Genomic DNA, 20923 nt, shown 5'->3' with positions numbered 1-20923 from the left:
ACTGGGCGGAGATCGCGGCGCATGAGCGAGATGGGCGCCGCAGGCGGCTTTCGCCAGCCCCCCGCTCCGGGTCAGCCCGTGGTCGCCTTCGATTTCGACGGCACCCTGACGGTCCGCGACAGCTTCACCACATTCTTGAGGAAGCGGGCCGGGCGCAGGCGCTGGGCGCTCGGCCTCGTGCGCCTGGCGCCCGCGACAGCGGCCTACGCCAAGGACCGCGACCGTGGGGCGATCAAGGCGGCCGCGGTTAAGGAGTTCCTGCAAGGGGTCAGCCGCGCCGAACTGGAGGCCGACGCCGAGGCCTATGCCGCCCGAGCGTGGCGCAAATTGATGCGGCCGGATGCGCTGGAGACCTGGGCGGACTGGGGCGCAAAGGGCGCGCATCGGGTGATCGTGACCGCCTCTCCCGCCCTGACGGTCGCGCCGTTCGCGCGCAGACTGGGCGCCGCCGGGTTGTTGGGGACTGAACTGACGTTCGACGCCGAGGATCGACTCACCGGCCACTTCGAGAGCCCCAACTGTCGGGGCGGAGAGAAGGTTCGGCGCCTCTACGCGGCCTATGGCGCTGACCTGAGGCTGGCGGCGGCATACGGCGACACCTCCGGCGACACTGAGATGCTGCAGATCGCTGATCACGCGGGGTTTCGCGTCTTCAAGGGCCGCCCTTAGCCCGGATCAGCGCCCCTCGGCGTCGACGTCGAAGACCACGGCCTTGCCGCGCGAGGCGGGGTCCCAGCCCGCTTCGATGGCGGCCGTCACCGCATTGCGGACCACGTCCAGGTCGACCTTCTGCTTCTCCACGTCCGGCCGCCCGTTGGGACGCAGCGGGGGCGGGAACTGCACGATGGCCTCGCGCTTGAAGTGCTGGTGACGCAGGCTGACGGCCACGCCCTCCCAGCCGCCGCCGGCGACCGGCCGGGGCTGGCGGCGCAATTCCCACACATAGGTCTCGCCCCCGACCTCGAGGGTTCCGGACTGATCTCGCGTGGACTGCGCCACCGCCGGGTCGGGCTCAGACCGTCTTCACGCCGTCTTCGTCGGCCTGCTCGCGGCGGTCGTAGACGTGGTCGACGATGCCCCAGGCCTTGGCCTCTTCCGCGCTCATGAAGTGGTCGCGGTCCAGGGTGGATTCGACCTCTTCATAGGTCCGGCCGGTGTGCTTGACGTAGATCTCGTTCAGGCGGCGCTTGGTATAGCGGATGTCCTCGGCGTGGCGCTCGATGTCCGAGGCCTGGCCGCGGAAGCCGCCGGACGGCTGGTGCACCATCACCCGCGCGTTCGGAAGTGCGATGCGCTGGCCCGCCTCGCCCGCCGTCAGGATCAGGGAGCCGGCCGAGGCCGCCATGCCCATCACGACCGTCGAGACCGGCGACTTGATGTACTGCATGGTGTCGTAGATCGCGAGCGCCGACGACACCTGGCCGCCGGGGCTGTTGATGTACATGGAGATTTCCTTCTTGGGGTTCTCCGATTCCAGGAACAGCAGCTGGGCGCAGATCAGGCTGGCCATGCCGTCCTCGAACGGGCCGGTCAGGAAGATGATCCGCTCACGCAGCAGCCGCGAGAAGATATCGAAGGCCCGCTCCCCCCGGCTGGACTGCTCCACCACCATGGGGACGAGATTGTTCGAGATGAGGTCGAGGGGATCGCGCATAGGGTCTCGCTGAATGCCGTTCGGCGCGACTCGTCGTGGCCGCGTCCGTTCACCCCCTGATATCGCGTCCGGGACGGACCGGCGCAAGGCCGGGCGGTCAGTCGACGGGAGGTTCGGCCTGACCGTCCGCGCGGGCGCGCAGCATCTCGCGGCGGATTTCGGCCTCGCGGCCAATGGCGCCCGCCGTTCGTTCATCGGACTCATAAAGTCCGCGCAGATAGGCGCGGTCCCAGTCGGTCAGGCCGGGCGCCGACGCCGGATCGTCGAACACGTTCAGCACCGTCGGAAAGCCGGACGTGTCGGCCTCCGGATCGACCTGGGCCAGAGCGACGAAGGCGATGTAGTCGGCGAGTTGGTCGTAATTGACCTCGCCCACGCGCGTGAAGTCGACGATGATGGTCGCGGCCCACATGTCCTGGCGAGTGGTGGCTGCAATCAGGGTGGCGGGGACGGTGGTCTGGGGGACGTTATCGAGGCGGTTGATGGCTTCCAGCGAGTCATCATAGGCGTTGTCCGTCGGCAAGCGACGAACGCGGCGGTCCATGCGGTTGTCTATGGGAAGGGTCGTGTGCCACCAACGGACCGCCCGGTCCGTTTCGATGAACTGTCGAAACTCTCGCCGTGTGCGGGAGTAGCCCGAGCCACCTGGAAGAAAACGGGTTCTCTCCAGGTCCACTGTTGCTTGAGCCGTACGCGTCCCGTCGCTCGTCGCGAGAACTAGGATGTCGGCGCTGCATCCTTCTCCTTCAGACTGCAACCCTATCTCCGAAGCAATAGAAGCCACGCGCTCGCCGACGAATGTTGCACCCGCTTCGTCAAACCCAGCGGTCCCAACACAGATTGAATCTCGCCAGCGAGCCAGAGACTCCCCTCTCGATGGGGCAGCAATCTGACTTATGAACGCTCCAGCTCGCTCTTCAATCTGGATTCCTTCTACGACGACATCGGGCAACTGCTGCGCCAGGTCTTGGGTTGATCCTGCCGATCTTGTGATCACGGCTCCGTAAGCTGGCACAGTATATGAGCTTGAGAGGAGCACCGCGAGCCCGACTAAACAGAATGAGTTAGCTAGCAATCTGACCAATAACCAATCCTCTGAATGAGCATTGGGTGGCATCTTTGGATGCCACCCGTCGATGCATGCGTTAGCCTAGATCGCAGAGCAGATAGATATCTGGCGTACTGCACACCCATTCTTCGCCATTCCAGAAACAACCATAGTGTGCCAGGCACCGCGGATCAGGTTCCGCCGACGCCGTCGGTGCCGAGACGATTAGCCCGCCTGCAATGGCGAAGCCGAGAAGGAATTTCTTGAGCATGGTCCATTCCCTTCCTTGAGGCAGGTTGCGGCCTCAGGCGGGATGCCTCAGGCGGGATGCCTCAGGCGGGATGCCTCAGGCGGGATGCCTCAGGCGGGATGCCTCAGGCGGGATGGTGCTACGCTTGCGCAAGCTTCGCCAATCACGACGGTGTGACCTTGGGTTGTCACCGATCCGTCATGCCCGCCATCACTCCGGCGGCTCGGCCGTCCGTTCCCGGGCGCGCAGCATCTCGCGGCGCAACGCGGCTTCTCGGCCGGAATTGCCGCGCGCTGTGTCGTCGGAGTTGTAGAGGCCCCACAAGTAGGCGCTGTCCCATGCCGTCAGGCCTGGCGTCGTCGGGTCGTCGAACAGGTTGAGGATGGTGGAGAAGCCCGAAGTGTCCGCCTCCGGGTCCACCTGCGCCAGGGCCACGAAGGCGACGTAGTCGGCGAGCTGGTCGAAGTCGATGTCGTCGCCGATCTCGTCGAAGTCGATGATGATGACCGCGCGACGCAGATGCTGGCGGGTGCTGGCGGTGATCAGTGAGTTCGAGCCCCGGATGGCGCTCTGGATCAGCTGCTCGATCGATGCATTGGTCGTGTCGTCCGCAGGCCGTCTCACGACGCTGCGACCGGAATCTGGATCGACCGCCGTGCTGATGTGCCACCACCGGACAGGGCGATCCACGGTGGCGAACTCGGCGAGCTCACGCCGGCTCCGGGACTGGATCGCATTGCCCGGGGCCAGGACATTGCGTCGCCGTTCCACCAGCCCCTGAGCCACGGCCCCGCCGTCCAGGGTGGCGACGATGATCACCGTCGGGTCGCAGCCCGGCTCCCCGGGCTCCAGCTCCACAGACATGGCCACGGCCGAAACGCGGTCGATCAGGTAGCGGGCGGTGGTCTCGGGCAGCCCGACCGCGCCGACGCAGACCCGCTCGTTCCACCTCGCCACCGTCGCCCCCCGGGGCGGCGCGGCGACCTCATCGATGAAGACGTCCGCCTGCTCTTCCACAGACCGCCCCTCTACCACCACTTCCGGCAGCTGCGCGACGGGTTCCTGCGCCCCGACGTCCTGCGCCTGGGCCGGCCCGGCCGCCTGCATCAGAGCCAGAGCCAGGGCCGTCACCACACCCGACATTGCCGCCTCCCGCCTGAATCAGCGCCTCATCGCGCCAGCAGAGCGATCGTCCATACCATCCAGACGAAGCCGCCGCACGACGCCAGCGACAGCGTCTCTCGAACCACCCTCGACATCGCCTCATCCCCAGATTTCGTGTTCCGGGAATGTTCTATGTTGCGGATTTGTTCTCGTCAACAGTCCCGTCGTGGAAACCCAACAGAATTACCCCCGCGACCGCTCCACCGTATCCACGCTGGGATTGGCCCGCAGCGCCGCCATGATCGTCGTCGCGTGCTTGGCGTCCGACACCTCCACGTCCAGGTCGACGTCGAAGAAGTCCTGCTGCCGGTGGGCCATCTTCAGGTTCAGGATGTTGCCGCCAGCCTCGCCGATCACCGTGGCGACCTGACCCAGAACGCCCGGCGCGTTCTTGATGGTGGCGCGGAACCGGGCCATGCCGACGCTCCCCTTCTCCGCCTCCGGCGTCCATTGCAGGTCGTTCCAGACGCTGTCGTCGTCGGCGAAGTCGGCCAGGCGCTGACAGTCGATGACGTGCACCGTCAGCCCCTTCTCGGGCTCCAGGATGCCGACGATGCGATCGCCCGGCACCGGGGTGCAGCACTCGCCGAAGTGGATCGAGACGCCCGGCGTCAGCCCCCCGCCCCGCACGAACAGCCGGGCCTTGTCGTCGGCGATCTTCTTGCGCTCATCCCCACTGACCAGTGTGCCTTTCAGCGCCGGGAACAGGGTCTCGGCCACCTTGTTGACTGGCAGGCGCCCCCGCCCGATGGCGTCGAACAGGTCGTCCTCCGAACCCAGGGCCAGGGTCTCCAGCGCGGGCTTCAGCGTCACGTCCGACAGGGCCTTACCCGCCCGCGTCAGGGTCGCCTCCAGCGTGGTGCGCCCCAGCTTCAGGAACTCGTCCCTCTCCACATGGCGGATGTGACGCCGGATCGCCGAGCGCGCCCGGCCCGTCACCGTCAGCGAACGCCAGTCCGCCGGCGCCTCGCGCTTCTTGCCGCGGATGATCTCGACGACGTCGCCGTTCTGCAGCCGCGTGCGCATCGGCTTCAGCTCGCCGTTGATCTTCACGCCCACGGCCGTATCGCCGACCTCGGTGTGGACGGCATAGGCGAAGTCCAGCGGCATCCCCCCCTGCGGCAGGGTGATCAGCGCCCCCTTGGGCGTGAAGACGAAGACCTGGTCCAGATACATCTCGAGCTTGGCGTGCTCGACCCAGTCCTCGCCACCCTCGCCGTGCTCGATGACCTGCACCAGGTGACGCAGGTTCTGCAGGGGATCGCGGCCCCCTTCCCGCTCCATCGCCTCCTGATCGAAGCCGTACGACTTGTTCTTGTAGGCCCAGTGCGCCGCCACCCCGTCCTCGGCGACCCGGTCCATGGCCTCGGTGCGGATCTGCATCTCGATGCGCAGGCCGCCCGGCCCCACCACCGTCGTATGCAGACTGCGGTAGTTGTTGGACTTGGGCGTGGAGATGAAGTCCTTGAACCGCTCGGGCACCATCGGCCAGGCGCGGTGGATAACCCCCAAGGCGCGATAGCAGTCGTCCTCGGCCTCCAGTAGCACGCGGAATCCATAGATGTCTGACAGGGACGAGAACCCCACCGACTTGCGCTGCAGCTTCCTCCAGATCGAATAGGGCGTCTTCTGCCGGCCATAGACGCGGGCCCGGATGCCGGCTTCCGACAGGACCTGCTGGATCTCGGCGGCCACCTTGTCGGTCGCCTTGCCGTGTTCGAGCTTGAGCGCCTCCAGCCGCCGCTCGATCGCGGTGCGCGCCGTGGGGTTCAGATGCTCGAAGGCCAGCTCCTCCAGCTCCGACGCGATCCTGTGAATGCCGATGGAGCGGCCCAGCGGCGCATAAACCTCCAGCGTCTCTCGACTGATGCGCTCGCGCTTCTCCGGCTTGACGTACTGCAGCGTGCGCATGTTGTGCAGCCGGTCGGCCAGCTTGACCAGCAGGACCCGCACGTCCCGGCTGATGGCCAGGATGAACTTTCTCAGGTTCTCGGCCTGGCGCGTGTGCTCGGCCTGGAGCTCCAGCCGGCTCAGCTTGGTCACCCCCTCCACCAGGACGGCGACCTCTTCCCCGAACATGCGGGCGATGTCGTCGCGGGTGGCCGAAGTGTCCTCGACCACGTCGTGCAGCAGGGCGGTGACGATGGTGGCGGTGTCCAGCCGATAGTCGGTCAGGATGCCCGCGACCTGGATCGGATGGGCGAAATAGGGATCGCCAGAGGCCCGCAGCTGCGAGCCATGCATCTTCATCGCATAGACATAGGCCCGGTTGAGCAGGGCCTCGTCGGCGGTGGGGTCATAGGCCTTGACCGCCTCGATCAGCTCGAACTGGCGCAGGACCGGGGCGCGTTTCTCGGACACCGGCGTGGAGGGCGCGGGCGCGGTCGGCGCGATGTCGTTGGCAATGGTCGTTTGCGGCGGGGACTTTCCGGCCCGCGCCGGGAGGATGGTGATACCGTTGGCGGGTTCTGCCGTCAGTACCGCTCCTCCTGTCCGCCGTCGCGGTCGCTCTGCAGCGCGCGGATCAGCTCGGCCTCGGCCATGTTCATATGCTGGGGCTCGGCCAGCAGACCCACGATCTCGGCTTCGTCTTCGGCTTCCGTGCGCTCGTCGACGCGCTGCAGGGCCACCACGACCGTTTCGGTCAGGTCGTCCGGCTTGATCGTCTCTTCGGCGATCTCGCGCAGAGCCACGACGGGGTTCTTGTCGTTGTCGCGATCGAGCGTCAGCACAGCGCCGTTGGCGATGGCGCGGGCGCGGTTGCCGGCCAGCAGAACCAGGCCGAACCGGTTCGGGACCTTCTCGATGCAGTCTTCGACGGTGACGCGAGCCATGGGAGTCCTTCGAGGCGGGGAGAACCGCGCTGCATACAGATAGGGAGGCGTTTGTGCAACGCCACTGTGGCGCGGCGAATGGGCGGTTTTGGGGCGGGCTAGTCCAAGCGACGGGCTGTGAGCGTGAACCTGACGGTAGGTTGGAAGACGCCACCGGCATCGACAGTCAAGCGCCCCCTCTCGCCCGCTCTGACGGCCGCTCGCCCGATTTCTTCCGCCAACGGGTGTTCGTCAGCCTCAGTTACCTGGCAGCTTGCAAGCCGCCCGTCCGGCAAGACTTCGCACTGCAAGCGAATCTGGACGCTTGTATGCGGAGCAAGACGTCGGATCTGGAAATGGGCATCGATTTGAGGAAGCTCAGCCCAACGCATGATTGGCCGGGTCGCCTCTCCGGAAGAGGCTTGGCCAAGCGCGCCAACAAGAAAAACCAGACTGAGAAACTGCATGCGAAGCTGTCCCGAGCCGCAGCACTATGCGGAAGCCCTAGCATCTAGACCAACCGAACACCTTCTAACCAGCGCCTCCGCGGTCTCGCCGAGCACCGGATGCAGCCATCCCGGCGCGATCTCCGCCAACGGCCCCATGACAAACAACCGCTCCGCCGCCCGGGGGTGCGGCAGGATCAGCCCCTCGCAGTCTCCCGTCGCCCGCCCATAGGCGATCAGATCCAGATCCAGCGTCCGCGGCGCGTTCCTCGGTCCCCGCCGGCGCCCCATCGCCTCCTCGATCCGCCCCAGCGCCGCCATCAGCCCGTGCGCGTCCAGCGCCGTCCGCACCCGCGCCACCCCGTTCAGGAACGGCGGATCGTTCGGATCGGGCCAGGCCTTCGACCGCCACCACGACGACCGGGCCGTCACGTCGACGCCTTCCGCCCGGAACCGCGCCAGCCCCGCCTCCAGCGCCTCGACGCAGTCGGCCCACACCCCCTTGTCATTGCAGCCCAGCGCGACGAAGACGGCGGCGTCCAGATCGAGGTCCTCGTCCATTTCGACGGAGACCGGGGCGCCCATTTCAGCCGACGGAATACTCATGACGCTTTACCCGACCGATCGCCTCGCCCTGTTCATCGACGGGGCCAATCTTCATTCGGCGACCAAGGCCCTGAACGCCGACCTCGACTTCAAGCGGATGCTCGAGGGGTTCCGGGAGAAGGCCGTCCTGGTTCGCGCCCATTATTACACGGCGGTGATCGAGGGCGAAGAGTTCTCCGCCGTCCGGCCCCTGGTCGACTGGCTGGGCTACAACGGCTTCTCGGTCGTGACCAAGCCGGTCAAGCGCTTCACCGACGCCCAGGGCCACAGCCGGATGAAGGGCAATATGGACATCGAGATCGCGGTCGACATGCTGGAGCTCGCGCCCCGCATCGACCACGCCATCCTGTTCTCCGGCGACGGCGACTTCCGCCGGGTGGTCCAGGCGGTCCAGGCCAAGGGTGTGCGCGTCACCGTCGTCTCAACCATGAAATCCCAGCCGCCCCAGATCGCAGACGAGCTGCGCCGCCAGGCCGACGCCTTCGTGGAGCTGGCCGACCTGCTCATGGACTACGGTCGCCCGCGCGGAGAGCGCGCGTGACCCCCGAACCGCCCCGCGACTGCCCGCTCTGCCCTCGCCTCGTCGCCTACCGCGCCGAGAACGCGGCCCAGCATCCCGAGTGGTGGAACGGTCCCGCCCCCTCCTTCGGCGATCCCGAAGCCCGCGTGCTTGTCGTCGGCCTCGCGCCCGGCCGCACCGGGGCCAACCGCACGGGTCGTCCCTTCACCGGCGACGGCGCGGGCGTAATCCTCTACGAGACCCTGCTCAAGACCGGCTTCGCCACCGGCCGCTACGAAGCCCGCCCCGACGACGGCCTGACGTTGATCGACTGCATGATCACCAACGCCGTCCGCTGCGCCCCGCCGCTCAACAAGCCCCTGCCGATCGAGGAAGCCACCTGCCGGCCCTTCCTGATCGACCGGCTGGCAGCCCTGCCCCGCCTGAAAGTCATCGTCACCCTCGGCGACATCTCGCGAAAGAACGTGCTGAAGGCGCTCGGCCTGCCGGCTTCCGCCGCCCCCGCCGGCCACGGCGTGGAGGCCCCGGTCGGTCCCTACGTCCTGCTCAACAGCTACCACTGCTCCCGGCTGAACACGAACACCGGCCGCCTGACGCCCGCGATGTTCGAGGCGATCTTCCAGCGCGCGAGAGCCCTGATCGCCGGCACACGGTGAACGCGCGCTAACCCCGCCCGTCACGCGACTGTTGTTCGCCGGACACACGAATCACACCCCGTTCGTGCTAAGGGAACCCAAGCGGAACGTCCCCGCCACGCTTGCGTTTGATGGGTTCAGCCGGGAGGGGCTGCCATGCGTAAGAATCCCAATCTCTTTTCCGCGCACGAGCGCCGCGTCGCTCTGCTTGTGCTGCTCGCCGCGGGCGTCCTGACGCTCGGCATCATGGCGCTGGAAGGCCTGTTCCGACCGTCACTAGGCCTCTACGGCGCGACCGGCGCGGCCCCCAGCCTGCCCAACGTCATCGACGCCCAACCGCTCGCCCGGCTCTAGCGTCCGGCGCGACGAAACGGCTCAGGCCGCCGACAGCGTCATCGCGCCCCCGACCCACTCCACCCGGCTCCGGACGCGCGCCGCCTCGGCCGCCTCGGCGTTCCCCAGCGCCGCCTCCGCCTCGGCCAGCACCCACAGGCTGTAGGGATCGCTCGGCCAGTCGGTCAGCAGCTCCTCGATCTTGGCCTTCGCCCCGGCCGCGTCACCGTTGGCCAGCATCGCGGCGGCCAGGCTGCGCCGCGTCGGATACCAGATCACCGGCGGATCGCCGCCCTCCTCGCCCGAACCCTGGATCTCGGCCGCCCGGCCATAGGCGACCACGGCCGCCGCCGGATTGCCCTCGACCATCGCGGCACGGCCTTCCAGCACGCGCTGGAACACCTCGACGAAGTCCTTGATGTCCCGCCCCCGTGCAGCGTCGAACGTCGCCGTGTCCCGGATGGCGCGGATGGCCTCGGCCTCAGCCCTGACGGCTCGCGCGTCGCCGGCCCTCGCCGCCGCCTCGCCCCGGGCATAGCGCCAGCTGGCCCGCAGCAGCGGCCGGTCCTCCGGCGGTTCCGGCAAGGCGGCGACCTCTTCCGCCGATCCGAAGCGGCCGAAGATCGCATAGGCGTTGTGCGCCTGCATCTGCCGCCAGGCGTTGGCGGCCGGAATGTCGGCATAGGTCGTCAGGAACCGCCGGGCCAGCAGCAGGCCCTCGTCCCCTCCACCCGCCATCAGAGCCCCACCCATGCCGAAGTGGATGTTGTGCGAATGCAGCGGCATGCCCGGAATGCCGCCGGGCGGCGCCGCCAGCTCATTGTACCGCTGGTCCAGCGCGACGGCGTTGACGTTCGACATCATCGCGTCCCGATACCGCCCCACGCGAAAGAAGGTGTGCGACGGCATGTGCACCAGATGGCTGGCGGATGGAGCCAGCATCGCCAGCCGCTCGCCATACGGAATGGCCTTGTGCGGATCGTCCGACCATTCGGTCAGGTGGATATAGAGGTGGATGGTCCCCGGATCGTTCGGGGCCTTCTCCAGCGAAGCCTCCAGGATCTCCATCGCGCGGGTGATGCCGGGATCCAGCGCCCGGCCCTCGTCGTCCCACCAGTCCTCGGCCTTCAGCATCCAGGCGTCGGCGGTGACCGCCGTGATCAGAGGCTTGTCCGGGTTGGCTCGGGCGATGCGGTCCATTGCGCGAGCGAAACGCACGGCGCGGCTGGACTTGAAGCCCGAGTATCGCTGGATCATGGCGTCGATCATCTGGCGCTGGACCGGCGTCGCGTCGCGGGCCGTGCGCCGCGCCATCTGGGCCAGCCGGCGTCCCTCGCGCATCGATTCGTCGTCCGTCCCGCCGCCGTTCAGGTTCGGCCCCAGCGCCCAGGCCTCGCCCCAAGCGCACATGCCGCATTCGGGATCCAGCGCCCGGGCCTTGCGGAACGCCCGAACCGATTCCTTGTGCTCGAATGCCCAACGCAGGCGAACGCCGTGATCGAACCACGCCTGGGCCTCGGGGTTGGCGGTGTCGACGGCGAAACTGGCTACACCGAACCCGTCGACCATGACCATGTTCACCGGATCGGCCGCATCCAGCACCGACCCCACCGTCCCGCACCCGCGCGGGTTCTGGATCAGGCCGGCGCTGGCCGCCGCATCGGCCGCAGCCTGGGTGGCATCCGCCACCGCCGCCGGAGCGGCCAGACACAGGGCCGCCGTGAACGCCAGGAACCTGGATCGCATGTCTCGTCTCCCACCCGTCGCCACCCTGCGGCAAACGGCGGAGTTCGCCAAGCGACGCCTCAGATCAGGCCCGCCAGCGGCGACGACGGATCGGCGTACATCCGCTTCGCCATGCGCCCGGCCAGATAGCCCTCGCGTCCCGCGATCACCGCGTGCTTCATGGCCGAGGCCATCAGGATCGGGTCCTTGGCCTCCGCGATGGCGGTGTTCATCAGCACGGCGTCGCAGCCCAGCTCCATCGCCAGCGTCGCGTCCGACGGCGTGCCCACGCCCGCGTCGACCAGCACCGGAACCGTCGCCTGCTCGACGATCAGCCGGATGTTGACCCGGTTCTGCAGCCCAAGCCCTGACCCGATCGGCGCCGCCGCCGGCATGATCGCCGCCGCCCCCGCCTCTTCCAGCCTGCGGCACATGACGACGTCGTCGGTGCAGTAGACCATGACTTGGAAGCCGTCCCTGATCAGCAGATCCAGCGCCCTCAGCGTTTCGATCATGTCGGGATACAGGTGCGCCGTATTCGACAGCACCTCCAGCTTGACCAGATCCCACCCCCCGGCCTCGCGCGCCAGCCGAAGCGTCCGCACCGCGTCCTCGCCGGTGAAGCACCCGGCCGTATTGGGCAGGAAGGTGAAGCGATCCGGCTTCACATAGTCCACCAACATGGGCTGGTTCGGGTCCGTCAGGTTCACGCGCCGCACGGCTACCGTGACGATCTCCGCCCCTGCCGCCTCGGCGGCTGCCGCGTTCTGGGCATAGTCCTTGTACTTCCCTGTCCCCACGATCAGGCGGGACGAGAAGGTCCGCCCGGCGACGGTCCATGTGTCGGCAGTGGCGGTCATGGCGGGCGGAGCGAAGGGCGCGTTCATGCGAAGCTATCTAGGCTCTCGGTGCGGGCGATGAAACCCGATCAGCCCCCGCCGACGAACTGGACCAGCTCGATCCGGTCACCTTCCGCCAGCGTCGTCTCGGCATGCAGGGACTTCGGCACGATCGCCAGATTGCGCTCCACTGCGACCTTGCGGATGTCGAAGCCCAGTTCCTCAACCAGTCCCTGAACCGTGGTCGCCGTGACCTGCCGATCCTCACCGTTGACCTGGATACGCATGCCGCTACGTCAATCTTTCTTCACGCCGGGGATGCGTCCGCTTTGACGCCGCGCCCGGTTCCGCTAAAAGGCGCCGCTTCACCGCGCCAACCGCCCGTCCGGAGCGAATGCCCGAAACCCCCGTCCTCTACGTCCTGAACGGGCCCAACCTCAACCTCCTGGGGGTGCGCGAGCCGCACATCTATGGGCGCGAGACCCTGGCCGACGTGCAGGCGCTCTGCGAGCGGGCGGCCGATGGCGCGACCGTCGTTTTCCGCCAGTCGAATCGCGAGGGCGAGCTGATCGACTGGGTGCAGGAGGCCCGCACCGAAGCCTCGGCCCTGGTCATCAACCCGGCGGGCTATGGCCACACCTCCATCGCCCTGCTGGACGCGCTGAAGGCCCTGACCATTCCGGTGGTCGAGTGCCACCTGTCCAACCCGGCCGCGCGCGAGGAATTCCGGCGGCACAGCTATGTTTCGCTCGCGGCGACCGGCGTCATCGCCGGCTTCGGCGCCCAATCCTATGAACTGGCGGTCAAGGCCGCCCTCCGGCTGGCGCGGGAACGCGCGTCCCAGCCCTCTCGTTGAACCCCGATCACAAGGCGACGCTCTCCATGGCGACCGACAAGAAGCTCGACAACGAACCGTCCGAGGTCATCGACGCGGCCCTGGTGCGCCAGTTGGCTGACATCCTGAACGACACCTCCCTGACCGAGATCGAGGTCGAGCGGGGCGAACTGCGCATCCGCGTCGCGCGCGAAATCACCGCCGCCCCGATCATGCACTATGCGGCCGCGCCCGCCGCCCATGCTGCGTCTGCGCCGCCCGCCGCTCCCGCCGCTGCTCCGGCCGCCATGCCGTCGGACCCGGCGACCATCGTCGCCAATGCCGGCGAAGAGGTGAAGTCGCCCATGGTCGGCACCGTCTACCTCCAGCCCTCGCCCGAGGCCGATCCCTTCGTCCAGCCGGGCGACAAGGTGAAGAAGGGCCAGACCCTGCTGATCGTCGAGGCCATGAAGACCATGAACCCGATTACGGCGCCCCGCGACGGCGTCGTCGCCGAGGTGCTGGTCGGCGACGCCCAGCCCGTCGAGTTCGGCGAACCCCTCGTCCTGCTCGAGGCCTGAGCCGGTGTTCACAAAAGTCCTGATCGCCAACCGCGGCGAGATCGCGTTGCGCGTCCACCGGGCGTGCAAGGAGATGGGTATCTCCACCGTCGCCGTTCACTCCGAGGCCGACCGCGGCGCCATGTGGGTGCGGCTGGCCGACGAAAGCGTCTGCATCGGCCCGGCTCCGGCCGCCAAATCCTATCTGAACATCCCCTCGATCATCGCCGCGGCCGAGATCACCGGGGCCCAGGCCATCCACCCCGGCTATGGCTTCCTGTCCGAGAACGCCCGCTTCGCCGAGATCGTCGAAGCCCACGGCATGACCTTCATCGGCCCGCGCCCCGAACACATCCGGATCATGGGCGACAAGATCACGGCCAAACAGACCGCGCTCGAGGCAGGGATACCCTGCGTGCCCGGCTCGCCCGGCGAGGTGGAGACGGTCGAGGCCGCGATCGAGGCTTCCAAGACCATCGGCTTTCCCCTGATCGTCAAGGCGGCGGCCGGCGGCGGCGGGCGCGGCATGAAGGTGGCCCTGACGGAGAACGACCTCGTCGAGGCCGTCCAGACCGCCCAGACCGAGGCCAAGGCCGCCTTTGGCAACGGCGCGGTCTACATGGAGCGATACCTCCAGAAGCCTCGCCACATCGAGATCCAGGTCGTAGCCGACAGCCACGGCAACGTCGTCCACCTGGGCGAACGCGACTGCTCGCTCCAGCGCCGTCACCAGAAGGTGCTGGAAGAGGCCCCCTCGCCTGCCCTGACAGCCGCCGAACGGGTCAAGATCGGCGAGACGGTCAACAAGGCCATCGGCAAGATCGGCTACCTCGGCGTCGGCACCATCGAGTTCCTGTGGGAGGACGGCGAGTTCTTCTTCATCGAGATGAACACTCGCCTGCAGGTCGAGCACCCGGTCACCGAGGCCATCACCGGCGTCGACCTGGTGCGCGAACAGATCCGCATCGCCGCCGGCCTGCCCCTGTCCTTCACCCAGGAGGACATCCACTTCGAGGGCCACGCCATCGAGGTGCGAATCAACGCCGAGAACTCCGAGACCTTCGCGCCGTCGCCGGGCATGGTCACCGACTTCCACGCCCCGGGCGGCCTGGGCGTGCGTTTGGACAGCGCCATCTACGCCGGCTATTCGATCCCGCCCTACTACGACAGCCTGATCGGCAAGCTGATCGTCCACGGCCGCGACCGCGCCGAGTGCGTCGCCCGCCTGAAGCGCAGCCTGAACGAGATGGTCGTCGGCGGCATCGACACCACCATTCCCCTGTTCCAGCGCCTGCTGCAGGAGCCGGACATCCTCAGCGGCGACTACGACATCCACTGGCTGGAACAGTGGGCCAAGAAGCGGGCGCAATAGGCTCGGCGCGGCGGTAACGGGTGGATACCTTCACCGCCCAGGACCTGCTCCGCTGCTACGCGCGCGGCGTCTTCCCGATGGGCGAGGCGCGAGACGACCCGCGCGTTTTCCTCGTCGAACCGGAGATGCGCGGCGTCATTCCGCTGGACGGCTTCCACATCCCGACCCGCCTGCGCCGCACCGTCCGCTCCGAGCCGTTCGAGGTCCGCGGCGACACCGCCTTCGGCGCGGTCATCGACGCTTGCGCCGCTTCGGCCCCCGGCCGCGAGGACACCTGGATCAATGCGCCCATCCGGCGGCTCTATCTGGAGCTCCACGCGCTCGGCCGGGCCCATTCCATCGAGTGCTGGCGGGACGAAGCCCTCGTCGGCGGCCTCTATGGCGTGACGCTCGGCGGCGCCTTCTTCGGCGAGAGCATGTTCAGCCGCGCGACCGACGCCTCCAAGGTCGCGCTCGTTCACCTCGTGGCCCGGCTGAAACGCGGCGGCTGGCGACTGCTCGACGCCCAGTTCCGCACGCCGCACCTGGACCAGTTCGGCCTGATCGAGACGCCGCAGTTCGTTTATCTGGAGATGCTGGAGCGGGCTCTGACAGTCCAGCCCGACGCGGCGGTCCTGATCCGCCCCCTGACCGGGGTAGAAGCGATCGCCTACTCCTTACAGCCGACCACCCAGGCGTCGTAGATCGGGTGCTGCAACCCGCTGAGCGCGGGCGTCGAGGCATACATCCAGCCCCGGAAGATCTGGCGCGGCTCATTGCGCACCGTTCCGCGCGGTTGAAGCGTCACCTCCAGATAGGCGATCGAATCCGCCACGGGCTCGTTCTCCGCGGACACCTCGCAGGCGCGGGCGGTGAAGATCAGGGCCTGGTTGAAGCGCACGGGACGCCCGCCGACCTCGACCTCGAAGCGCATGCTCTCGGCCGTGATCTTGTCGATCGCCTCGACGATGGCGACGCGGCGACGCTGGCGCGGCGTGGGTGTGTCGGGAGTCAGGCGCTCGGCCTTTTCCTCGTCGGTCTCGCCCTCTTCCTCGTCCTCGTCGGTCGCCTCTTTCTCCTCGTCGGAAGGAACCGCCTCATCTTCGAGAGCAGCGGTCTCGACGGCGGGCGCAGGCGGGACGATAGCGATCGGATTGGCGGGCGCGGGATCGGCGGCGGGCGCCTGTTCCTGGTTCAACTGCCGACGGATTTCCTCGGCAACGGGATCGGCGGCGGGCGTCGCGTCCTGGGGTGGCGCGTCCTGCATTCCGCCCGCGACCACGCCACCGCCGACCGCCAGGGTCAGTGCCGCAGCGCCGACGGTGAGCAGACGCATCCGGTTCATTCGGGCTTCCAGGCCTCATAGTCCCCCGTGGCGGCCGGACGGGTCGCCTCGGCCGCCAGCGAGCCCGGCGGACGCCACGCCATCGGCGTACCGGTCAGGTTGGGTCTGTGATCCAGTTCCCACCGACGACGCGGCAGGGGCGCCTGCGTCGGCGGCTCGTCGAAGGTGTAGTGCAGCCAACCGTGCCAGTCCGGCGTCACCTTCGAGGCCTCGGCATAGCCGTTGTAGACCACCCAGCGGCGGCGACGCCCGTCATAGCTGACGTTGTCCCTCGACTGGTAGTAGCGGTTGCCGAACTCGTCGGTGCCGACCAGTTCGCCGCGCTTGGCGATGGTGAACAGGGTCCCGAGCGTCGCGCCCGAAGTCCAACCGAAAATCTTGCCGAGCACGGGCGGTCCAGTCCGAAATCACGCCGGCGGGGAGGCCGGTCCAACAGGCTACGATCATAGAAACCGCGCCGCGTCGCGTCCAGCACGACAACACAATCACCAAACTCAACATCTTGGGGGTAACCGGGTCCTCGCCCGCCATATCTATTGCGAGCGGCGTATAGCGAGGCCTAGAATTGTGGTGTCCGCCGTCAAAGGCCCCGCCCATGCGCTTCACGCCCCGCTTCCACGCCCTGACCCGAGAGCTGCGGCTGGAACGACGCGCGGTGGAACGGGCGAACGGCGTCGTCGATGCCGTGACCCCCTCCGGCTGGACCGACGCACGCGTCGAGGCCTGGCTGGACTGGGCCGACGCCCTGCCGACCGACCGGCCGAGGCTCAGCGACATCGCCGCCTCACCGTCTCCGGTGCTCGGCGGAGCCATCGATCGCTGGGCCGGCCGGCTCGCGGCCTGGGGCCGCGCGTTGGGGGTGTTCGCCTCGAATAAGGATGCCCGCGCTTTCGCCGACGACCTCGCCGCCTCGGTGGTCCTCGGGCTTGCGGCTCCGGGCGCGTCCAGGTTCGACGGGGCGCGCGTCCACCCCGTGGCCGACGACCCCCAGGGCGAGACGGCCTCTCCGCCCGTCGCGCGCCCCGAGGATGCGACGGCGCGCACCGCCTTCGATGCAGAGACCCGCCGCCGTCAGGGCGAAGCCATGGCCGCCATCTCGCTCGGCCGGGTCTGTGCCGCCCTGAACGGTGTCGCCGACGCGGTCGCGCGCTGCGAAGGCCCCGCCGCCGACTGCGCCGATCCGGCAGCCAACCCGGCGCTCGCCCGCGCCGCCTGGGCCGCGAGACAGGCCGGAGCCGACGACGCCGCCATCCTTCGCGCCATCGCCGGAGAGATCTTCCTCGCGCCCGACCCTGCGTCTGCCGCGCAAGAAAGACTGGCGCTGCTGTGGAGCGAACCTTCGGATGAAGCGGTCGCCGCCGCCGCCCGCGCGGCCCTCGCGGGCCCGCTCACTCTCGCGTTCAATCCGGACGAAGCGGACCGTCTGTCCCTCGCCGCCGACGCTCCATCCGCCGTCCTGTCCTGGCCCGCCCTCTGCGCATTCGGCGGCGACGTCCTCGGCTCGCTGGAGGCGCTTGTCCGGCTGTGGACCACGGCGCTGGAGATCGAAACGGCGGCCGGGTTCTGCGAGGACGGCGCCACCAGCCATCTGCGCCACGCCCACCGCCCCATCAGACTGTGGCTGGACGGTGTGCTGGAGGGCTTCCTGCTGGCCGGTCGGGGCGCGAACGCCCAGGCCGACATGTTCGCGCTGGCCGCTCTCGTCTCCGCCCAAGCCTCCCTGACCTCAAGCGAGCTGGCCGCCGCCCTGACACCCGCCAGCGCTTGGCCCGGGATCGCCTCGCGGGTCGAGGCCGAGGTGACGGCTCGCCGTGACCGTCTGGCCGAGGGCACTCTGTCGGCCCGGGCTAGGGCCACTCTCGACGCTGCCTTGTCCGCACTACGCGCCTCGGGACGCCGCAACACCCTGATCGCCCTGGCGTCGCCCGACCCGGAGACCGCCCTGCGCCTCGGCTTGGGCGCCCTGACCTCCGCCCAGACGGTGCAAACCGACTGGGGCGAGACTCTGCGCCGCCTTCACCCTGCCTTCCACGCCGCCATCGCGGCCTCGGGCGGAGATCCAGAAGAGGCGGAACGCTGGGTGCTGGGCCGACGCACGCTCGTCGGCGCGCCGGGGCTGGATCACGATCACCTGCGCAGCCTCGGCTTCACGGATGCAGAGCTTGAGGCGGTCGAGCGCGCCCTCGCCTCGATCGAGACGCTGGAGGACGCCTTCGCTCCGCCGGTGCTGGACGCGGGCTTCATCCGCGACGTGCTGGGGCTCGATCCGGAGGCGACCACGCCGGTCGCGCTGTTGGCCGCTCTGGCCCCCGCAGACGCCCTGGCAGCCGCGCGGGTCTACGTCTTCGGACGCGACGACCTGTCGGGTTGGACCGGCACGCCCGAGGACCTGGCCGATCTCTGTGCTGATCCGGCCGCCTTTGGCGCGGCGCTCGACCGATCGTTGGCCGCGTTCGGAGACCTCCCCGTCGTTGCCGAGCATGTCCTGCCCTGGACCGCGACCCTGAACACCGTCGAAGCCCTCATCCGGGAAGCCGCCGCCGCAGCGCAGCCGATCCGCCTGGTTCCGACGCCTGCGCCTGCCCAACCCTCGCTTGTCCTGCATGAGCCCGAGGCCCGCCGCGCGCCCGAACCGGCGGCCTCTACGATCGAGACCATTGTCGAACGCGTGGTCGAACGCGACCGCACGCGCCGCAAGCTGCCGGACCGTCGCAAGGGCTACATTCAGAAAGCCGCCGTCGGCGGTCACAAGGTCTACATTCACACCGGCGAATATGACGACGGCGAGCTCGGTGAGATCTTCATCGACATGCACAAGGAAGGCGCCGCCTTCCGCAGCCTGATGAACAACTTCGCGATCGCCATCTCGATCGGACTGCAATACGGCGTGCCGCTGGACGAGTTCGTGGACGCCTTCGTCTTCACCCGGTTCGAGCCCGCCGGACGGGTCACGGGCAACGACTCCATCGGCTCGGCGACCTCGATCCTCGACTACATCTTCCGCGAGCTGGGCGTGTCCTATCTGGGCCGCCACGAGCTGGCCAACGCCGACGCCGAACCGCTGGACGCCGACGGCCTGGGCGGTGGCAAGGCCGACGAACTGGTGCCGGCCTCTCATTTCATCTCGCGCGGCTTCGCCCGGGGCGCGGCGCCCGACAATCTCGTCGTCCTGCCGTTTGGCCGCCGGACCGAGCCCGAGCCGCCCCCCGCCCTGACCCACGACGCCGACGCCTGCCCGGCCTGCGGCGACTTCAGCCTCCAGCGACGTGGCGGTTCATGGGTCTGCGATGCCTGCGGCATCGCGCCTTCGATGCAGGGCTGAACGGCCCGAATCTTGCTGGGCAAACGGAAAGTCCGGAGCCTCCCATGAAGTCCCTTGCCCTGCTCGCCGTCGTCGTCCTGGCCGTCGCCCTGCCCGCCCAGGCCCAAGACGCCAGTCAGATCGCCCGCGTCCGGGCCGGTGCCTCCTGCCCCGGCTGCAACCTGTTCCAGGCCGACCTGTCGGGCGTGGATGCGCGGGGGCTGAACCTGTCCGGAGCCCGCATACGCCAGGCCGACCTCAGCCTGGCCACCATGAACCGCACGCGTTTCACCAACGCCGACCTGCGCGACGTCGAGGCCTACGGCGGCGTCTTCTCGTCGTCGAACTTCTCAGGGGCCAACCTGACCAACTCCAGCTGGGTCGGCGCCTACCTGGAGGGCTCCAGCTTCTCCGGCGCGACGCTGTCGGGCGCCAACTTCTCCGGCGCCCAGCTGGACCGCGCGACGGGCCTGACCCAGCGCCAGCTGAATATGGCCTGCGGCGACGCCTCGACCACCCTGCCCGGCCGCCTGACCATCCCGTCCTGCTGACAATCCCTGACCTTACCGCGATTTAAGTGGGATTCCGGCGCGATCGGGGTCATCTAGGCATCGTGACCCAGACCCAGACCACGCTTCGTCGCCTCTTCGCCACCGCCGCTTCGATCGGTGCCCTGCTCGCCGCCGGTTCGGCTTCCGCCGAAATGCAGCTGCAATGGCAGGATCGCGACGTGGCCCGCATGGTCTCGCTGGGTGGCTCCTGCAACCGCTGCGAACTGTCGGGCCGGAACCTGTCCGGCGCCACCTTCACCGGGGCCTCCTTCGTCTCCGCGACCCTTGTCGGCACCAATCTGCGCGGAGCCGAGCTGGTCGGGTCGAATTTCTCCTCCTCCGATTTCAGCCGCGCGGACCTGCATGGGGCCGAACTGACCGGCTCGAACTTCACGTCTGGCGTCTTCAGCGGTGCCGTGCTGAACGGAGCCGAGGCGCAAGGGTCGGTTTTCTCGCGCGCCGACCTGACCGGGGCCAATCTGTCGGGTGCCGAACTGGTGGGAGCCAACATGAACGGCGCCGTCCTCGTTCGGGCCAACCTGTCGGGCGCCGAGCTCTTCGGCACCACCCTCGCCAACGTCAACGCCCGCAGCGCCAACTTTGCCGAGGCCCAGCTGAACGCCGCCAATATGGCCAACGGCGACTTCGGATCGGCCAGCTTCGCCAACGCCGAGCTGGATGGGGCTCGCCTGTCGGGCGCCAGCTTCGCCCGCGCCAACTTCTCCGGCGCCTCGCTGAACCGGGCTGACATCCGCGGGGCCGACCTGTCGCGCGCCACCGGCCTGACCCAGGCGCAGATTTCGACGGCGTGCGGCGACTCCACCACCCGCCTGCCCCGCAGCCTGACGGCGCGGACCTGCACCCGCGTCGTCGTCCGCGCACCGCGCGCGCCGGCACCCCCGGCTCCGCCTCAGCCGCGCCGCAATATCGTCATCGCCGACGCGAACTGACAAGCAAAAGGCCCGGAG

General features: G+C 68.5%; 23 protein-coding genes. 11 read left to right on the top strand and 12 right to left on the bottom strand.

Annotated elements, in window-relative coordinates; all coding sequences use genetic code 11:
• The first annotated feature begins 21 nt into the window (after positions 1–21).
• A complete protein-coding gene (locus Q333_RS0107570) occupies positions 22–669 on the top strand; it encodes an HAD-IB family hydrolase (protein WP_029416146.1) in 648 nt (215 codons plus the stop codon).
• Between the two features lie 6 nt (positions 670–675).
• On the opposite strand, the gene Q333_RS0107565 is transcribed toward Q333_RS0107570, so the two are convergent.
• From Q333_RS0107565 to folK, 7 genes are all read right to left on the bottom strand, one after another.
• Positions 676–999 carry a hypothetical protein gene (locus tag Q333_RS0107565; RefSeq protein ID WP_029416145.1) on the bottom strand — a complete coding sequence of 108 codons (324 nt, stop codon included), beginning with the start codon at positions 997–999 and terminating at the stop codon, positions 676–678.
• 13 nt (positions 1000–1012) lie between these two features.
• Entirely contained in the window at positions 1013–1654 is a 642-nt protein-coding gene (locus tag Q333_RS0107560; protein WP_029416144.1) for an ATP-dependent Clp protease proteolytic subunit, read from the bottom strand.
• A 97-nt stretch (positions 1655–1751) separates the two neighbouring features.
• Complete coding sequence (locus tag Q333_RS16935) at positions 1752–2198, bottom strand: hypothetical protein (protein ID WP_051651191.1); 447 nt, start codon at positions 2196–2198, stop codon at positions 1752–1754.
• A gap of 964 nt (positions 2199–3162) precedes the next feature.
• A complete protein-coding gene (locus Q333_RS0107550; RefSeq protein WP_051651190.1) occupies positions 3163–4095 on the bottom strand; it encodes a hypothetical protein in 933 nt (310 codons plus the stop codon).
• 204 nt (positions 4096–4299) lie between these two features.
• Positions 4300–6477: a RelA/SpoT family protein gene (locus Q333_RS0107540; protein WP_281173713.1), complete on the bottom strand. Its 2178-nt coding sequence runs from the start codon at positions 6475–6477 to the stop codon at positions 4300–4302.
• A gap of 113 nt (positions 6478–6590) precedes the next feature.
• Positions 6591–6950 carry a DNA-directed RNA polymerase subunit omega gene (gene rpoZ, locus Q333_RS0107535; RefSeq protein ID WP_029416541.1) on the bottom strand — a complete coding sequence of 120 codons (360 nt, stop codon included), beginning with the start codon at positions 6948–6950 and terminating at the stop codon, positions 6591–6593.
• Positions 6951–7420: 470 nt separating this feature from the next.
• Positions 7421–7981 carry a 2-amino-4-hydroxy-6-hydroxymethyldihydropteridine diphosphokinase gene (gene folK / locus Q333_RS0107530; RefSeq protein ID WP_029416140.1) on the bottom strand — a complete coding sequence of 187 codons (561 nt, stop codon included), beginning with the start codon at positions 7979–7981 and terminating at the stop codon, positions 7421–7423.
• Between folK and Q333_RS0107525 the strand changes: the two genes are divergently transcribed.
• The 3 genes from Q333_RS0107525 to Q333_RS0107515 all read left to right on the top strand — a co-directional run bounded on the left by Q333_RS0107525 (position 7980) and on the right by Q333_RS0107515 (position 9490).
• Positions 7980–8522 carry a LabA-like NYN domain-containing protein gene (locus Q333_RS0107525; protein ID WP_029416139.1) on the top strand — a complete coding sequence of 181 codons (543 nt, stop codon included), beginning with the start codon at positions 7980–7982 and terminating at the stop codon, positions 8520–8522. The genes folK and Q333_RS0107525 overlap by 2 nt on opposite strands.
• Complete coding sequence (locus Q333_RS0107520) at positions 8519–9157, top strand: uracil-DNA glycosylase (RefSeq protein ID WP_029416138.1); 639 nt, start codon at positions 8519–8521, stop codon at positions 9155–9157. The genes Q333_RS0107525 and Q333_RS0107520 overlap by 4 nt, the downstream gene beginning before the upstream one ends.
• Positions 9158–9292: 135 nt before the next feature.
• Complete coding sequence (locus Q333_RS0107515; protein WP_029416137.1) at positions 9293–9490, top strand: hypothetical protein; 198 nt, start codon at positions 9293–9295, stop codon at positions 9488–9490.
• Between the two features lie 21 nt (positions 9491–9511).
• Here the strand turns inward: Q333_RS0107515 and Q333_RS0107510 are convergent, their stop codons facing one another.
• The 3 genes from Q333_RS0107510 to thiS are packed head-to-tail and all read right to left on the bottom strand — an operon-like array spanning position 9512 to position 12320.
• Entirely contained in the window at positions 9512–11215 is a 1704-nt protein-coding gene (locus Q333_RS0107510; RefSeq protein WP_029416136.1) for a tetratricopeptide repeat protein, read from the bottom strand.
• A gap of 59 nt (positions 11216–11274) precedes the next feature.
• The gene (locus Q333_RS0107505) at positions 11275–12081 is read right to left on the bottom strand and encodes a thiazole synthase (protein WP_029416135.1); all 807 of its coding nucleotides are present in this window, start codon (positions 12079–12081) and stop codon (positions 11275–11277) included.
• A 41-nt stretch (positions 12082–12122) separates the two neighbouring features.
• Positions 12123–12320 (bottom strand): sulfur carrier protein ThiS, encoded by a 198-nt coding sequence (gene thiS, locus Q333_RS0107500; protein ID WP_029416134.1) that lies wholly within the window; start codon positions 12318–12320, stop codon positions 12123–12125.
• A 107-nt stretch (positions 12321–12427) separates the two neighbouring features.
• On the opposite strand from thiS, the gene aroQ reads away from it, so the two are divergent.
• The 4 genes from aroQ to aat all read left to right on the top strand — a co-directional run bounded on the left by aroQ (position 12428) and on the right by aat (position 15462).
• On the top strand, positions 12428–12889 hold the full coding sequence (gene aroQ, locus Q333_RS0107495; protein ID WP_029416133.1) for a type II 3-dehydroquinate dehydratase: 462 nt from the start codon (positions 12428–12430) through the stop codon (positions 12887–12889).
• A gap of 26 nt (positions 12890–12915) precedes the next feature.
• Positions 12916–13428, top strand: coding sequence for an acetyl-CoA carboxylase biotin carboxyl carrier protein (gene accB, locus Q333_RS0107490; RefSeq protein WP_029416132.1), 513 nt, complete (start codon positions 12916–12918; stop codon positions 13426–13428).
• 4 nt (positions 13429–13432) lie between these two features.
• A complete protein-coding gene (gene accC / locus Q333_RS0107485; protein WP_029416131.1) occupies positions 13433–14779 on the top strand; it encodes an acetyl-CoA carboxylase biotin carboxylase subunit in 1347 nt (448 codons plus the stop codon).
• Positions 14780–14856: 77 nt separating this feature from the next.
• Positions 14857–15462, top strand: coding sequence for a leucyl/phenylalanyl-tRNA--protein transferase (gene aat, locus Q333_RS0107480; protein WP_051651225.1), 606 nt, complete (start codon positions 14857–14859; stop codon positions 15460–15462).
• Here the strand turns inward: aat and Q333_RS0107475 are convergent.
• Complete coding sequence (locus tag Q333_RS0107475; protein ID WP_245591508.1) at positions 15429–16094, bottom strand: DUF2155 domain-containing protein; 666 nt, start codon at positions 16092–16094, stop codon at positions 15429–15431. The genes aat and Q333_RS0107475 overlap by 34 nt on opposite strands.
• Positions 16095–16099: 5 nt before the next feature.
• Positions 16100–16492 (bottom strand): NADH:ubiquinone oxidoreductase subunit NDUFA12, encoded by a 393-nt coding sequence (locus Q333_RS0107470; protein WP_029416128.1) that lies wholly within the window; start codon positions 16490–16492, stop codon positions 16100–16102.
• Positions 16493–16698: 206 nt separating this feature from the next.
• On the opposite strand from Q333_RS0107470, the gene Q333_RS0107465 reads away from it, so the two are divergent.
• The 3 genes from Q333_RS0107465 to Q333_RS0107455 all read left to right on the top strand — a co-directional run bounded on the left by Q333_RS0107465 (position 16699) and on the right by Q333_RS0107455 (position 20905).
• The gene (locus Q333_RS0107465) at positions 16699–19425 is read left to right on the top strand and encodes a TSCPD domain-containing protein (RefSeq protein WP_029416127.1); all 2727 of its coding nucleotides are present in this window, start codon (positions 16699–16701) and stop codon (positions 19423–19425) included.
• Between the two features lie 44 nt (positions 19426–19469).
• A complete protein-coding gene (locus Q333_RS0107460; RefSeq protein ID WP_029416126.1) occupies positions 19470–19955 on the top strand; it encodes a pentapeptide repeat-containing protein in 486 nt (161 codons plus the stop codon).
• Between the two features lie 62 nt (positions 19956–20017).
• Positions 20018–20905, top strand: coding sequence for a pentapeptide repeat-containing protein (locus Q333_RS0107455; RefSeq protein ID WP_029416125.1), 888 nt, complete (start codon positions 20018–20020; stop codon positions 20903–20905).
• Positions 20906–20923 lie beyond the last annotated feature (18 nt).

Source organism: Brevundimonas bacteroides DSM 4726 (genome assembly GCF_000701445.1).
GTDB lineage: Bacteria > Pseudomonadota > Alphaproteobacteria > Caulobacterales > Caulobacteraceae > Brevundimonas > Brevundimonas bacteroides.
The sequence above is the reverse complement of the archived record's forward strand: the minus strand, read 5'-3'. Positions and strand labels throughout refer to the sequence as shown.